At 42.8% G+C, this 16,962-nt stretch carries 7 protein-coding genes and 1 pseudogene; 3 read left to right on the forward strand and 5 right to left on the reverse strand.

The genetic code is table 11. From position 1 onward, the window contains the following. Positions 1-235 precede the first annotated feature (235 nt). The 5 genes and pseudogenes from HMPREF2794_RS12580 to HMPREF2794_RS12600 form a co-directional block, all read right to left on the reverse strand. On the reverse strand, positions 236-1,387 hold the full coding sequence (locus HMPREF2794_RS12580; protein ID WP_010536423.1) for a glycoside hydrolase family 130 protein: 1,152 nt from the start codon (positions 1,385-1,387) through the stop codon (positions 236-238). A 409-nt stretch (positions 1,388-1,796) separates the two neighbouring features. After that, positions 1,797-3,119: pseudogene (locus HMPREF2794_RS12585) on the reverse strand (glycoside hydrolase family 125 protein); the annotation flags it as partial. A 168-nt stretch (positions 3,120-3,287) separates the two neighbouring features. Continuing rightward, positions 3,288-4,451: a glycoside hydrolase family 76 protein gene (locus HMPREF2794_RS12590; protein ID WP_070751621.1), complete on the reverse strand. Its 1,164-nt coding sequence runs from the start codon at positions 4,449-4,451 to the stop codon at positions 3,288-3,290. A gap of 34 nt (positions 4,452-4,485) precedes the next feature. Next, positions 4,486-5,433, reverse strand: a complete 948-nt coding sequence (locus HMPREF2794_RS12595; protein WP_055271056.1) for an endonuclease/exonuclease/phosphatase family protein — start codon at positions 5,431-5,433, stop codon at positions 4,486-4,488. A 58-nt stretch (positions 5,434-5,491) separates the two neighbouring features. Then, positions 5,492-7,774 (reverse strand): GH92 family glycosyl hydrolase, encoded by a 2,283-nt coding sequence (locus HMPREF2794_RS12600; RefSeq protein ID WP_070751622.1) that lies wholly within the window; start codon positions 7,772-7,774, stop codon positions 5,492-5,494. 209 nt (positions 7,775-7,983) lie between these two features. Between HMPREF2794_RS12600 and HMPREF2794_RS12605 the strand changes: the two genes are divergently transcribed. The 3 genes from HMPREF2794_RS12605 (at position 7,984) to HMPREF2794_RS12615 (ending at position 16,948) form a co-directional block, all read left to right on the forward strand. Continuing rightward, complete coding sequence (locus HMPREF2794_RS12605; protein ID WP_070751623.1) at positions 7,984-12,024, forward strand: hybrid sensor histidine kinase/response regulator transcription factor; 4,041 nt, start codon at positions 7,984-7,986, stop codon at positions 12,022-12,024. A gap of 431 nt (positions 12,025-12,455) precedes the next feature. Then, positions 12,456-13,820 carry an IPT/TIG domain-containing protein gene (locus tag HMPREF2794_RS12610; protein WP_070751624.1) on the forward strand — a complete coding sequence of 455 codons (1,365 nt, stop codon included), beginning with the start codon at positions 12,456-12,458 and terminating at the stop codon, positions 13,818-13,820. Positions 13,821-13,843: 23 nt separating this feature from the next. Then, the gene (locus HMPREF2794_RS12615) at positions 13,844-16,948 is read left to right on the forward strand and encodes a SusC/RagA family TonB-linked outer membrane protein (RefSeq protein WP_055271054.1); all 3,105 of its coding nucleotides are present in this window, start codon (positions 13,844-13,846) and stop codon (positions 16,946-16,948) included. The last annotated feature ends 14 nt before the right edge of the window (positions 16,949-16,962 follow it).

Genomic DNA, 16,962 nt, shown 5'->3' on the forward strand with positions numbered 1-16,962 from the left:
TGTCGTGACAATATTTAAGCAAATGTATATTGGCAGGTCAGAGTACTGGCTGATCAGTTAGAGTATAACGTAATTGTTTGTATATCACTGGATAACGTCTCAGTCTGTACAATTAAAGTACATATTGTGGCAGAGATGATAAAAGGAGCTGCAAGGAATGAACAATCCGTATTCATTTTGAATTGTAAATTCCTTGCGGCTCGTATCCAATCAAACAGAAAGAGTCTGTGAAATGTTAGGGCAGCGGATCTGCGGCGGCAGGTTTCTTCGGATTGTAAATGGCCGTACCTACTTTGGAGTCTGCGCAACCATAATACAGATACCATTTGTCCTTGTAATAAACCATTCCTTCGATGAACACTGTTCCGTCTACATACTGGCCGCTCTTTTCGAAACTATCCATCGGGCGGAAGAACGGTTCGTCCAGACGGGTGATGAAACGGGTTGGATCATTGGCATCGAAGAGAGCTTGCCCGGCAGCATATACATTGGCTGTATAGCGTTTGTCACCTCTGCTTGCACTGTTTTTACCATTATACAGAAGCACAATTCCTTTCGGAGTATAGATAGCCGGAGGACCGCATTCGGTCAGATGACTGTCGAAGTATCCGTCACGTGGAGAAAACAACTTTCTCAGGGAGCCGTCTGTATTTACATAAGGAGTCCAGTTGATTAAATCTTCGGAGGTAGCGGCAAACACATGTTCCTCTCCCCAGTACATGAAGTATTTTCCGTCGATTTTCTTGATTACCTGCTTCCCGTCGACAACTTCGGTCAGAATAGAGCCGGACTTACATCCTAAATTAAAGAACTTGCCGTCATAAGCTTTGGCAAAAGCAGGACCGTGTTTCGTCCAGTCTTTCAGATTGCGGGAAGTAGCGATTGCCAGGCGTGGAATGTGGCGGTTCCATTGAGTATACGTCATCACGTATAGTCCTTCTGCTGTGACGGCAATACGAGGGTCTTCGCATCCTCCCGGCCATTCCAGCTCTTTTTGGGTGTCGTTATCCGGATAAAATACCGGAGTCTTTTCCCGCTTGAAGTGAATACCATCACTGGAAGTGGCATATCCGAGACGCGAGGTACGGTGACCGATGCCGACACCGGATTTATCTTCTGCCCGATACAGTACAACAATCTTGCCGTTATAAAGAGTAGCTGCCGGATTGAAAGTGTCATTGGACTCCCATGCAACGTAATCTTGTGTCATCGGACAATAGAATTTCGTACTCTCTATAGGAGAAATCACCGGATTGGCCCCTTGCGGACGTTCAAAACCTCCGAATGCCCAATCGGGTAATACGTTCTTTTTGTCGTTGGAGGACTGTCCCAAAGCGGTACAGGTCATCATGGTTGTAGCAACTAGAAATAAAAAGGTTGATTTCATATTATATAAATTATTATTGGGGGAGTAATATATACTCTCTACATTTAAAATAAAAATAAATATTTGCTGTCATCTGTCACATAAACAAGGGTAAAAGGCTGAGTATGTGTAAGTTTTGAGGTGACGGCACGGTGTGATAGCAGTGTGACAGTATTTCTGCTGTCACTGTGGCGAGAAGAGTTGGTTTCCTCGCCTTGATACCAGAGTTTCATCGGTACGAAACTAAAGTTTCATCGGTGCGAAACCAAAGTTTCATGGGCGGGAAACTCTAGTTCCAACGGTGTGAAACTTTAGTTTCAAAGGCATGAAACTCCTTGTTTCATACAATGAAACGATTGGTTCCAATGCATGGAACCATCGGTTTCACCGTATGAAGCAGTTATCTTGCAAGTAAGGGGCGAGGTAGAAACTACTGAATACTGTTCAGTAAGTCTGCCTTTCCTTCATTGACCAGTTTGAGGATGAGTTCTCCGAACAGTGTGTTTTGCCATGCAAACCATGCACGGGTAAAGTTTTTCGGATCGTTTTTGTTGAATGATTCATGCATGAAGCCGGTGCCTGCATCGGTATCCATCAGCATCTTGATACAAGTCTTGATTTCTGCATCATTCTGGCTGGTAAACGCTTTCATCATAATGCTCATAGGCCAGATCATGTCGTATCCGATGTGCGGACCGCCGATACCTTCTCCGGCAGTGCCTTTGAAGAAATAAGGATTGTCTTCGCTCCACACAAACTTGCGGGTATTTTGGTAAATCGGATCGTTCACTTTCACGTCGCCCAGATAAGGTAAAGCGATGAGGCTCGGCACGTTGGCATCATCCATCAGCAGTTGGTTGCCGAATCCGTCTACCTCGAAAGCATAGATTTTACCATATTTCGGGTGGTTGTAGACAGCATATTTCTTCAATGCTTTTTCAACTTCATCCGCCAATGTGGTACATTCTTTGGCCAAAGCCGGTTTCTTGTTCACTGTGTTCAGTATTTCGGCTGCTTTGCGCAGAGAAGTTACGGCAAAGAAGTTGGAAGGAACGAGGAACTGGAAGGTTGTAGCGTCATCCGAAGGGCGGAAAGCGGAAGCGATCAGTCCGACAGGTTTCACCGGATTACCCCAGCCGTCGTTGGTCATGGTGTCGAGTGCGCGTTCGGTTTTGCGTTGGAATCTGTACGGACCTTTCGCATCGTCCTTGCGCTGTTGTTCCTTGAATGTTTTCAGTACGTTTGCAATAGCCTGCAGCCATTCGTCGGAGAAGACGCTGGCATCCCCCGTTGTTTTCCAGTAATGGTAAGCCAGACGGATCGGATAACACAGGGAGTCGATTTCCCATTTGCGTTCGTGAAGTTCCGGTTTCATGTCCGTCAGGTCACTCATCCATTCGCCTCCTTCGGAGTTCATATTGAAGGCGTTGGCGTATGGGTCGATATTGATACATTTGAATTGGCGGTTGATGACTCCTGCCAGCATCTTTTTCAGTTCGGGGTCTTTATTGGCAAGCTGCACATACGGCCATACCTGGGCACCGGAATCGCGAAGCCACATGGCGTGGATGTCTCCGGTGTATACGAAAGTATCCTCTTTTCCGTCAAAATGGACGGTCGTATCCAGTGTGTTCGGGAAACAGTTTTCGAACATCCAGGCCAGTTTCGCATTCGTCAGTAATTGCTTGATGCGGGCAATTTGTTGCTCCACTTCCTGCGATACGAACAGGCGTTTGGATACTTCGGGGCGGTTGGTCTGATAAGTGTTGACCCGCGTGTTGTCTTGTTTGGTGACAAGTTCGCAGTTTTCCATTGCTTGTATGCCGGCAGCGCCCGAAAGTGCCGCGCAAAGGCAAAGTGTTTTGGTTATATTCATGGTGATTGTTTTCTTTAATTCATGTAATGGTTAATAATCAAAGTTTCATTTCTCGATCTCGGCGAATAACTCGATCAGGCAGGCATTATCCAGCAGCCATTTGTAAGGTTCCTCGTTATGTCCCGACCAGTCTCTTCCCAGCAATCCGTTGGCATCCCGGTAATTTCTCCATGCATGGAGAGCATTCTCCGCCATCGCATTGACATAAGTCGGGTTGTGGTCAATCTTCTCCAGCGCCTTGAAGCCTCTGAACAAAATCACATTAAACCATGACATGTCTTTGTGTACCTTGACTGACGGATCTTTCTTATCGGCTTTCGAACGGAAAAAGGCATCGGTCCCTGCGGCTGTCTTCTGGGCATCGCGCAAGTATTGTTCGTCTCCTGTTTCCTCGTATAGCAATACGCCTGCCTGAATCATCTGTCCACTGTTGTAGGCATATTTATCTTTAGAGACGCTTCCTTTCAGGTTGATATTGTCCCAGTAAAGGAAATCGGTGGGATCACATAAGTTCTTTCTGGTCCATGCGTAAGTTTCCTTTGCTTTGTCCAGATATTTTTTGTCCTTTGTCAGGCGGTATAGCTTGACACCGAGTACCGTTGACGGAGCATTGGAACAGGTATGCTTCGCTTCTTTCTGCTGTTCACACCAGAAGATTCCTCCGCCGAGTTCGTCGCTCCATCCGCTGTAGATGTATTCGTACAGTGCGATGGCTTTTTTCAGATAGTCGGCTTTGTGGGTGAGACGATAATAATCACAATAATCCAGTGCAATCCAGATGTTGTCATCGTAGTAGCGTCCATGCTGGCCGTATTTGGCGGGATATGACTGATAGCATGCCGGAAGGCGTTCCCCGTCCCAGTACTGTTCCAGTCCGGGCAGGATGCGCTTTTCCAGTATCTTCTTGTACTTTTTGTCTCCGGTGGCCTGGTACATGGCCACGCAACCGGACATCATTCCGGAATAGGGCCACAGGAAGGAGGCTTTCAGCGTTCCGTTCTGTTGGGCTCCACCCGCCAGATAAGTGATTTTCTGGTCGGGATTCACGGGATATGTTTCGGTAAGCAGTCCGTCCTCCGTCTGATATAAATTCAGGACATTGTCGAGAATGGAGTCGGCAATGGATACGAAGGGATGATTCTTAGCCGTTTTTCCGGAAGCGGAAACAAGGCACAAGAACATGCAGGCTACAAAACATATATTTCTCATATCAGTATCAGATTATAAAATGAAGTATTCGGGTTTATTTTTGCTGACGTTGGTCAAACTCCAGTTCCACTTTTACAGGGAAGTGGTCGGATGGCGTACGTGCTTCATAAGCCTTAATTGTGATTTCCTCCGGACAATCTCTCACGTCCTCCTTTTTACTGTTTTCCCGTACACTCCGATAGGTATCTGTCAGCACACCGTATCTCTTGACGTGGAAAGAAGGGGAAACGAAGATATGGTCGATGCGGCTTTCGGTAAAACTGTTCGGATCGAAATTGTTGAAAGTACCGTTGGTCGCATATCGGTAGTCACATTTCTCATAAGAATCACAAAGTACTCCTTTGCTGACAAATGCATCGTATGACTGGTGAGTCTGGTCGACATTGAAGTCACCCGTCAGGATGGCCGGCAGATTTTTGCCTCTTCCCAGCTCCTTCATCTTTTCCTGTACGAGGAAAGCGCTCTCCACACGGGCTTTCTTGCCGATATGGTCCATGTGGAGATTGAAGAACAGGAACTCAAAACCGGTATCTTTGCATTTGAAATGTCCCCAGCTGCAAATACGAGGCAATACGGCATCCCAGCCTTTGCTCGGGACATCCGGAGTTTCCGACAACCAGAAATCTCCTTTCTCTACGATATCGAATTTGTCAGTGCGGTAGAAGATAGCAGAGTGTTCACCTTTATCTTTACCGTCATCGCGTCCTACGCCGATATAGTCATAACCGGGGAGAGCTTCTTTCATATCTTTCAATTGGTGAAGGAAACATTCCTGTGTGCCGAAAATATCGAAGTCATGGTATTGCACAATCTGGGCAATCACCGGATAACGCTGTCCCCAACCGTTTCCGCGGGCGGAGTCGGAACCATTGGCATTTCTCAGGTTGTAGGAGGCAACTGTAAGCGAAGTAGGCTGATAGCTCTGGCAGTTGCAGAAGACTATGGCCGCAAGGACGATAAATAAAAGGTTTCTTAGTTTCATGTTTTCTTTAGTTTGTTTGGATTAGATCATTCTTTAAAGCATCCAAAAATACGACATTTTATTCAAATGAGAGGGAATAGGGAATATCTTTTTCAGTCGTTCCCCGTTGTTTGTTCGGAGTCGGACTCATCTGGTACTGGATATTCGCACCCTTCAACAATTGGTCGTGTGTCAGGTAATTGCGTGTGAATGTTTTGCCATTTACCTTCATATCCTTCACATAACGGTTGTCGGCGCTATTGCTGTTCGCTTTAATGGTGACGGTTTTCCCATTTTCCAGATGCAGTTTGGCTGACTTGAAAAGAGGAGTTCCCAGAATATATTGATCTGTTCCCGGACAAACGGTGTAGAATCCTAAAGCCGAGAAGACATACCAGGCAGAAGTCTGACCGTTGTCTTCGTCGCCGCAGTATCCGTCGGGACCTGCTGTATACAGCTTATCCATGATTTCGCGTACCCAGTATTGAGCTTTCCAGGGTTCTCCCGAATAGTTGTAAAGGTAAACCATGTGCTGGATGGGCTGATTGCCATGAGCGTATTGCCCCATGTTCATTACTTGCATTTCGCGCATTTCATGAATCATGCCACGGCTTTCCATGCCTAGTTTACCCGGAATGATAAAGACGGAATCCATCATAGTATTGAACTCTTTCTTGCCTCCCATCAGATTGATTAAGCCTTCCGGATCGTGGAATACGCAGAAACTCCAGTGCCAGCTGTTACCTTCGCAGAACTCACCGCTCCAGTCTACTGCATCAAATTTCGGGTTGAATACCCCCTTGTCGTCCTTACCTACCATCAGTTTGCGTTCCGGTTGGTAAACGTTCTTGTAGTTGAGGGCACGTTGCTTGAAGATATCGATTTCGCTTGCCGGTTTGCCCAGTTTCTTTCCTAATGTGTAGATAGTCCAGTCGTTGTAAGCATATTCCAGCGTGCGGGCAACATTCTGACCTACACCGATATTGTTGGGGACATACCCCAGTTGGTTGTATGCTTCGTAAGCTACACGTCCGGAGGCGGTGCCGCGAAGATGGGCGTTTGCATCGTGTTTCAATGCTTCCCAAAGCGTTTCGATGTCATATCCGCGGAGCCCTTTTATATAGGCGTCGGCTACAACAGAAGCGGAGTTGTTGCCCACCATGCAGTCACGGTGTCCGGGACTTGCCCATTCCGGTAGGAAGCCGCTTTCTTTATAAGCATTGACCAGACCTTCCTGCATCTTCTGGTTCATAGACGGATACATCAGGTTCAGGAACGGGAACAGGCAACGGAAAGTATCCCAGAAACCGGTATCTGTGAACATATAGCCGGGCAGTACTTTGCCATTGTAAGGGCTGTAGTGCACTACTTGACCTTTGGCATCTATTTCATAGAAACTGCGTGGGAACAGCATGGAACGATACAAGCATGAATAGAAAGTACGCAGGTTGTCGATATTGTCATCTTCTACATCAACTTTGCTCATTTCACGGTTCCAGATATCTTTTCCTTTAGTGACTAACTGGTCGAAGCTGTTGTTGCCCAATTCTTTGAGATTCAGTTCCGCCTGTTCGTAGCTGATAAAGGAAGAAGCTACACGGGCATGAACGATTTCTCCTTTCTTCGTGGCGAATCCGATGATTGCTCCGGTATGATTGCCCTCAACTTCTGTTTCGTTCGGGAGGATGTTATTCTCTTTTACACCGGAAGTAAAGGTAAACGGCTTGTCGAACTTGATGACAAAATAATTCTTGAAGTTCTCCGGCACCCCGCCGCTATTCCTGGTGGAATAACCGATGATTTTGTTCTCTTCCGGAATCACCTTTACATACGAACCTTTATCGAATGCATCGAGAATGACATAAGCATTCTTGGTTTCCGGATACGTGAAACGGAACATAACGGCACGCTCCGTGGGTACAAGTTCCGTAGTAACGTCGTGGTCTGCGAGATACACCTTATAATAATAAGGTTTGGCAACTTCCGCTTTGTGCGAGAACCAACTGGCACGTTGGTCTTGGTCGAATACGAGTCCGCCGGTGATTGGCATGATGGCAAACTGACCATAATCGTTCATCCACGGACTAGGCTGGTGTGTTTGTTTGAAGCCACGGATTTTGTCGGCATTGTAAGTGTATGCCCAGCCGTCGCCCATTTTGCCGGTTTGCGGTGTCCAGAAGTTCATTCCCCACGGCAATGCCGTAGCCGGATATGTATTTCCGGTCGATAACTCAAACTTGGATTGCGTTCCTACCAGCGTACTGACATAGTCTACCGGATTCTTGACGGCAGAAATATGCATGCTGTACAGCACCGCACCCCCAATAAATAACAGGTGTTTAAATGAAAGATGTGTTTTCATGAACAAATGAATTTATGTATAAAATTAGTTTCTGTGACGAAAATAGAGAGAAAAGGAATGCATCTGCAGGAAGTGGAAATACTAAATCGCTCCGTGGCGCTGTAATTAACCAAACTGGCACGCATTTTTACATATATTCTGCGCCAAAAAAGTGCTGGATAGTTTTTTTGTTTACCTTTGTCATATTGCAAATCTAAGGATTCTATGCCATGAAAAAACATTGTATTTTACTTTTCTTCTGCTGCCTTAATATACTGATGAATACAGCCGGCGCCTATAATCTGAAACAGGTTGCTGACAAAGAATATATGTCTAACAGTGCTATAACTTCGCTGTGCCAGGACGACAAAGGACTGATGTGGATTGGCACTTGTGATGGACTCAATGTCTATGATGGCCGGGCGGTCGAAGAGTTTAAGATCTGTGACAAGGAAGGTTACTTGTCCGGCAATCAAATTGATAATATTATCTATACCGGTGACGATACTTATTGGTTTCAGACTTATTATAGTTTGATTCGTCTTGACCGTAAAACGAATTCTATTACACGTTTTTATGAATTTCAGAAACTGTTTCCGATGAATAAGGATAATCATGGTACCTTATTTATTATTAAGGATAGCGACTGCGTTTACTATTTTCATAAAAAGGAAGGGGTCTTTAAAAAAATCAATGTTGCTGGTATTCCGATTTCAGATGTTATTACTTTCTTCTTTGATAATAATAATCGCATGTGGGTAATAATGAGAGGGTATAATCGGTGTTACGATCTTCAGCAGGATTCCGTTACTGGTAATATTACGTTGACGTCACAAAAAAGTGGTTTGGAACACCACACACCGTTGATTTATTGTACTCATGATGACGGGACTATCTATTATGTAGATAAGGAATACAATCTTTATACATTTTATATTGAAAGCAAGCAGAAAGAGTTTGTTGTTAATTTGGGGACGAAAATACAGGCACATGACAGAATTTCCACGATTATTAAATATCATGATAGCTTCTTTGTCGGATTAATGATCGATGGTGTTCTGATATTGGAAAAGCCAAAAGGCAGCAATGAATATCAGATTCAGCCGTTACCTATAAACAGCGGAGTGTTCAGCTTGGTGAAAGATCGCTTTCAGGATCTTATCTGGATAGCTACAGATGGGCAGGGTGTTTATCTTTATTCGAATCCTCTTTATTCTATAAAGTCGGTTGTGTTGAGTAACTATACCGAAAAGATAGAGCGTCCCGTGCGTGCGCTGTTGCTTGACAAAGAACGTACTTTCTGGATCGGCACTAAAGGAAATGGTATACTTAAGATCTATGATTATGAGGTAGATAAGGATATTTCAGACTGCCGTTCGGAGGTCTTGACAATATCTAACAGTGGTTTGGGTAGCAATGCGGTCTATTGTATCAAGGGAAGTAACCGTAACTTACTATGGATTGGTGATGAGGAAGGATTGAATTTTTATTCGTATCGTGAACGACGTATTAAGAAAATTCCTCTCTGGATTGATAACGAGGAGATTAAATATATACATGATATTTATGAAACGGAAGATTCGGAATTGTGGTTGGCTAGTGTGGGAATGGGAATAGTAAGAGCGCGTATCGGAGGCACACCGGACCATCCGGTTCTTGAAAATATGCAGCGCTATGTGGCTAATGCCGGAGAGTTCGGTTCCAATTGTTTCTTTACCATTTGCAAAGGAGACAGCTTGGGGTTACTATTCGGCAATATGGGGTCTGGAGTATTTCGTTTCAATGAAATCAGTAATGGATTGGAGCCGTTGACCACTCATAAGTATGAGAATATGAATCTGAACAAGGTAGTGCCCATTGTTAAAGATGACGCAAACAATTATTTGATCGGTACTACTTATGGAGTAATCAAGTATACTTCAGAAAACTCTTATAAACTGTTTAATGCGAAAGACGGTTTTCTGAATAGTACTATTCATGCCATTCTGAGGCACTCACCTGATAACTTCTGGCTGAGTACAAATCAAGGCTTGATTAATTTTGATACCAAAAGAGATGTATTCCGTTCTTATGGTTTTGGTGACGGGCTTAAAGTTGTTGAATTTAGTGATGGTGCTTCTTACAGAGATCCGCAAACAGGCACCTTGTTCTTTGGAGGAATCAACGGATTTGTAGCCATTCAGGCAGACGGACGTCCCGAACAGCTTTATATGCCTCCCATTTATTTTGATAAACTCTCTATCTTTGGAGAACAATACAATCTGGGAGAATTCATCACCCGGGAAAAGGAGAATGAAGTGTTGAACCTGAAATATGACCAGAACTTCTTTGCAGTTTCATTCACTTCTGTCGATTACTTGACCGGAAATAACTGTACCTATTCCTATAAGTTAAAAGGCTTGAGTGACCAATGGATCAATAATGGAAAAGAAAGTTCTGTCTCCTTTACGAATATGGCTCCCGGCGAATATACCTTATTGGTGAAATACTACAATAGTGTATTTGATAAAGAGAGTGATGTCTATTCTTTGTTAATCCGGATAGGTGACCCGTGGTATGCTTCTTGGTGGGCATATCTTATTTATACTTTATGTCTGCTGCTGATGGTCACTCTGCTGGTACGCTCATTTATCCTCCGTACTAAGCGGAAAAAGCAGGAACTGCTCAATGAAATAGAGCAGCGCCATCAAAAGAATGTATTTGAGTCGAAACTTCGTTTCTTCACTAACATAGCTCATGAATTTTGTACTCCATTGACCCTTATCTATGGTCCTTGCGGGCGTATTCTGTCATCGAAAGGACTCAGCAAATTTGTCATTGATTACGTTCAGATGATTCAGACGAATGCGGAACGCTTGAATAACTTGATTCACGAACTGATCGAGTTCCGCCGTATCGAAACGGGGAATCGGGAAGTGCGTATAGAGACTTTGAATGTATCTTCTTTAATGAAAAATACGGCAAAGATCTTTGTTGATATGGCTAAATCCCGAAATATCACTTTCTTGAGTAAGATACCGGAGCAAGTTTCCTGGAACTCAGACAAAGGTTTTCTGAATACCATTATTATCAATCTGATATCCAATGCTTTCAAATACACCCCGGATGGGAAAAGTATTAAAATAGAAGTGGATACCAATGATGAAAACCTGCTGGTCCTCCGGGTTGCCAATGAGGGAAGTACAATCAAGGAAGAAGACTTCCAGTATGTATTCAACCGTTATGCTATTTTGGATAGCTTTGAAAATCAGGATGAAAAGAACTTCTCCCGCAATGGTCTGGGGCTTGCTATCTCTTACAATATGGCCCAACTGCTGAATGGAACGTTGAAAGTGGAAAATACTCCTGACGGCTGGGTTTTGTTTACGTTGTCATTACCTCCATTGAAAGTGAGCACTGGTGTATCATCTTCTAAACGAATAACTTCGGAGTATATCCCTAAGATAGAGTCGCAACTTGCCTTGAAACTTCCTCACTATGAATTTGACAAGATGAGGCCAACGCTACTGGTTATCGATGATGAACTGGAAATGTTGTGGTTCATTGGTGAAATCTTCTCTAACGATTTCAATGTGGTTACTTTGCAAGATCCGGAGCGGATTGAACAGGTCATGAATGAAGTCTATCCCAATGTGATTATCTGTGATGTCATGATGCCGGGAATTGGAGGCATTGAACTGACGAAGCGAATTAAATCAGTGAAAGAAACGGCTCACATTCCTATTATCATGGTATCCGGACGGCATGAAATGGAGCAGCAGATGGCTGCACTTTCTGCAGGGGCAGAGATGTATATCACCAAACCGTTTAATGCGGAATATCTTCGCATTTCCGTCTGCCAGATGCTAGAGCGTAAGGAAGTGCTGAAAGACTATTTCAGTTCAGCGATCAGTTCTTTTGAAAAAACGGACGGAAAACTGACACATAAAGAATCAAAGAAATTCCAGCAATCTGTTTTGAAGATAATCAATGACCATATTCAGGAAAAAGAACTGACTCCTCGTTTTATAGCCGATCATTTGGCAATCAGTGTCCGCAGCCTTTACCGGAAAATGGAAGAAATTGGTGAAGAAAGTCCTACGATTTTGATAAAGGAGTGTCGTTTGCATGTGGCCAAGGATTTATTGTTGAAGACCCAAAAGACGATTGATGAAATAGTCTTTGAATCGGGCTTCTCAAATAAGGTTACTTTCTTTAAAGTATTTCGTGAAAAGTATGGATGTACGCCAAAAGAATTCCGAATGAAAAACTTGGAGGAAGTCCGGAAGTAGACCGGATGATAATATGTCTCCTGTTCTGTTGGAAAGGAAGGGTGAAAAGCCTGAAACGTCTGTAGTAAACGTTGGTGCCAGAAAGGTAAATATGAGGCATAATGCCTTTTCATCATTCCTGTTGATTTAATCTCTGTTTTATTGGCGAGGATTTTGATTCTTTAATTGAGGTAGAAATATTATCAAATCATGCCAAAATAGTAAATATCCCTGCCGTGTGAAGCAAAAGATAATGGTCGAAATATAAGAAATCTGGCAAACATACTAATTTTGCTGCTGCATTAGAAAAGCAAGAATATATAATTTGTATAACTAAATATCTTGAGAACTATGAATCAACCACACGATCCTCCTCCACTCATCTTATCTTTTTGTATGTAGTGTTTTCCTTTATCTTTTATTTTTTTTGTTTGAATTAAATTTAATAACTTATGAAACTTGAATTATTAAAGAAGCGCAAGCTTGAAATCGGATTATCTTTATTTATAGGGATGTCTGTATTTTGGGGGTGTAACAATGATTTGACCCCAATAAATCAAAGTAAAACTTTTCCTCCTGATTTGAATGCACCATCAGTGTTTGAAAGTTTCTCTCCTGACAGTGGTGGTATTGGCACCCAATTGATTATCCGCGGAAAGAATTTTGGTTCGGATCCCAATTATGTGAAAGTTACTGTTAATAATAAGGAAGCGGCTATTGTAGGAATGGACGATGAGGTAATCTATGCCATTGTCCCTGCACGTGCAGATACAGGCTATGTTCGTCTGTTTATAGGTAAAGACGATAATATAGAAGAGTATGCTTCTGAGACAAAATTCCGTTATCAGTTTAAACGTAATGTGACGACTATGGTGGGACAACACGGTATGAATGGCCGTGAAGATGGTAGCTATGCTAATTCTAAGCTGCAAAGGACGTGGTTCTTGCTGACTGATAAAGACGGAACGGTATTTTTTGTAGATGAAGGTCGTGGTCAGACACAGAATGGTGCTTTGCGCCGTGCTCGTAACGGTGAAGTGGAAACATTGGTGCAGTGTTCTAGCGGTCCGTTCCAATCGCCTACATGTTTGGCTTTCAGTCCGGATCAGGATACACTGTATATTTCTCAGTATTCATATACAGATGAGGAAAATACGAAAACAGACTTCAACATTATTTATGTGACACGAGAAGGTGGTTTTGTGGATGTAAGAGGACTTTGTAGAGCAAAGAAAGTCGGAACTACAGGGCTTGCCGTACATCCGAAAACAGGAGAAGTATTCTTTTGCAATAAAGGAACTGGTTATATCTATCGTTATGATGGTCCGGAGTATGAGGATTTCACTCCTCTTTTCAGAATAAACAATGCAATGGAAATAGAAACCCGCATGACTTTTAACTCCGAAGGTACTATTCTTTATGTAGCGGTGTGTAATCGTCATTGTATCTATCAGGTTCCTTATGATGCTTCTACTCGTACTTTCGGTGTACCGGTTCTTTTTGTCGGAGCATGGGACGAGAGTGGTTATGTAAATGGGACAGGAGCTACTGTGCGTTTGAACAAGCCGGAACAAATGGCATTTGATGAGGATGGCAATATGTTTGTACCTGAACGTAATAACCATATCATTCGGAAAATTACTCCTGCAGGTTCTGCTACTTTATATGCCGGGCGACCGGAGCAAAGTGGTTTTGGAGACGGACTGCCAGAAGAGGCAAAATTCAATCAGCCGGAATGTGTAACGGTGTATCCGGATAACTCAATATATGTGGCTGACCGTGATAACCATGTCATTCGTCGTGTGACAGTAGAATAAATAATTTATTAAAAGAATTATCCATGAATAATATTCAAAAATATATCGTATTACTCTTGATGGTAATGCTGTTTGTGCCGAATACTGCATGGGCACAAACGAACAAGCAAGAATTTGTAATCAAGGGTGTAGTAGAAGATAATCTTGGTCCTGTTGCCGGTGCGTCGATTATTGCTAAAAATCAGCCGGGTGTGGGTACGGTTACTAATCTTGATGGAGAGTTTTCTATTAAAGTGGGGCCCTATGATGTGATTCAGGTGACTTTCATTGGTTACCAGACAGTTGAGATTCCTGTATTATCCATTAAAGATCGAAACAATTTAAAGATAAAGATTGTAGAAGATAATACAAAGATCGATGAGGTTGTGATAACATCTAGCGGTGTTCAGAAAAAGAAGACACTGACAGGAGCTATTACTAATGTTGATATCAAACAGCTGAATGCTCCGGGTGCTAATCTTTCCAATGCGTTAGCTGGTGTTGTACCTGGTATTATAGCTATGCAGAGTAGCGGTGAACCGGGTGAAAATATGTCTGAGTTTTGGATTCGTGGTATGAGTACGTTTGGTGCAAAATCGGGTGCTTTGATTCTCGTAGATGGTGTTGAACGTAGCTTTAATGAGATTCCGGTAGAAGATATTGAATCATTTTCTGTTTTGAAAGATGCGTCGGCTACTGCTATTTACGGACAGCGTGGTGCAAATGGAGTGGTTCTGATTACTACCAAGCGCGGCGAAAAAGGAAAAGTAAAGATAAATGTGAAGGCAGGCTTCAACTGGAATACTCCTGTAAAAGTGCCTGAATATGCCAGTGCTTATGATTGGGCGCGTTTAGCAAATGAAGCGAGAGTAGGACGTTATGAGTCTCCATTATATACTGACGAAGAAATGTCTATTATTCAACACGGGCTCGATTCAGATTTATATCCGAATATAGACTGGAGAGATTTGATGTTGAAAAGTGGCGCACCGAGTTATTATGCGAATATAAGTTTTTCAGGAGGTAGTGATAATGTACGTTATTTCGTATCGGGGCAATATACAAGTGAAGACGGACGTTATCGAACTTCCAGTTCAGAAAATAAATATAATACAAATTCTACATACGAACGTTATAACTATCGCGCTAATGTAGATATGAATCTGACTCGTACAACTGTTTTGAAAGTAAATGTCGGTGGATGGCTGGTAAATCGCAATTCTCCTTCTAGCAGTTCGGGAGATATTTGGGAATCTTTTGCTGCTTTTACTCCGCTTTCGTCACCGCGTAAATGGTCTTCTGGTCAGTGGGCAAGTGTGAATGGGGCAAAAACTCCAGAATATCGGATGACGCAAACGGGGTACCGCACCATTTGGGAGAATAAGATTGAAACTAGTGTGGCTTTGGAACAAGACTTAAAGTTTATTACAGAGGGGTTGAAATTCTCCGGGGTCTTTGCATTTGATACATATAACAAAAATACGATAGTTCGTTCTAAGGAAGAAGAACTTTGGGAAGCAGAGTCCTATCGGGATGAGAAAGGCCAGTTGGTTTTGAAAAGATTGCAGAATGCTTCCGCAATGAGTCAAAGAAAAGAGGTGAGTGGGGACAAACGCTATTATTTGCAAGCGTCATTAGATTATAGTCGACTGTTTGCACAGAAACATCGTGTTGGTGCGTTTGCCATGGTTTATCAACAGGAAACTTCAGATATAAACTTTGATGAGAGTGATTTGATAGGGTCGATACCACACCGTAATTTAGCTTATTCTGGCCGCTTTACGTATGCTTTTAAAGATAGATACATGGCTGAATTTAACTGGGGATATACTGGTTCGGAAAACTTTGAGAGTGGTAAACAATTTGGCTTTTTCCCTGCCGTATCTGCCGGATGGGTCGTTTCGGAAGAATCGTTTATAAAGAAGGCCGCTCCTTGGTTGGATATGTTCAAAATCAGAGCTTCTTATGGTGAGGTGGGTAATGATGAATTGCAAGGGCGTCGTTTTCCCTATATTTCTTTGGTAAGTACGGATGATGGAGGTTCTTATTATTTTGGTGAATTTAGAACTAATAGAGTACAAGCTTATCGTATTAAAACTTTAGGAACTCCGAATTTGACATGGGAGGTAGCCAAAAAGTATGATATAGGAGTTGATTTCAGCGTTCTCAATGGGAAATTCACAGGAGCTGTAGACTATTTTGTGGATAAACGTGATGATATTTTTATGCAGCGTAACCAAATGCCATTAACGACCGGACTTGCTGACCAGACTCCAATGGCAAATGTGGGTAAAATGAAATCTTTCGGATGGGATGGTAATATAGCTTTCACTCAGCAAATAGGTCAGGTAAATCTACAACTCCGAGCTAATTTTACTTATCAGACTACTGATATCCTTGATAAGGATGAGGCTGCTAATGAGTTGTGGTATAAAATGGATAAAGGTTTTCAGTTGAATCAAAGTCGCGGTTTTATTGCCTTGGGACTGTTTAAGGATCAGGAAGATATAGACCGTAGTCCATCACAGGCAGGATTGGCAAATAAAGCAGTCCTTCCGGGTGATATAAAGTACAAGGATGTAAACGGAGACGGAATCATTAATGATGATGACATTGTGCCTTTGGGATACAGACAGCAACCAGGACTTCAATATGGTATTGGTCTGAGTGCAAACTGGAAAAACTGGAATCTCAGTATGTTATTACAGGGAACAGGAAAATGTGACTTTTTTGTGGGAGGTAACGGACCGCATGCTTTCCATGATGGTCGTACCGGTAATATTCTGCAAGTTATGGTAGAGGGGAATCGTTGGATTCCAAAAGAAATTTCGGGAACAGAAGCTACGGAAAATCCGAATGCCGATTGGCCACGTTTGACGTATGGCAATAATAATATGAATAATCGGGCTTCTACATTCTGGTTGCACGACAGAAAATATCTGCGTTTGAGAAATGTAGAACTATCTTATGATTTTCCTCAGTTATGGACACGGAAATTCTATGTAAACAACTTACGTATTGGATTTATCGGACAGAACTTATTGACTTGGGCTCCATTCAAATGGTGGGATCCGGAAGGAACTAGAGAAGATGGAAGTAACTACCCAATCAATAAAACATTCTCATGCTATCTCCAATTTAGCTTTTAATTTTAAAATGTCGA

The sequence above is a fragment of the Bacteroides sp. HMSC067B03 genome, from assembly GCF_001811315.1.
In the GTDB taxonomy this organism is placed as follows: Bacteria; Bacteroidota; Bacteroidia; order Bacteroidales; family Bacteroidaceae; genus Bacteroides; species Bacteroides faecis.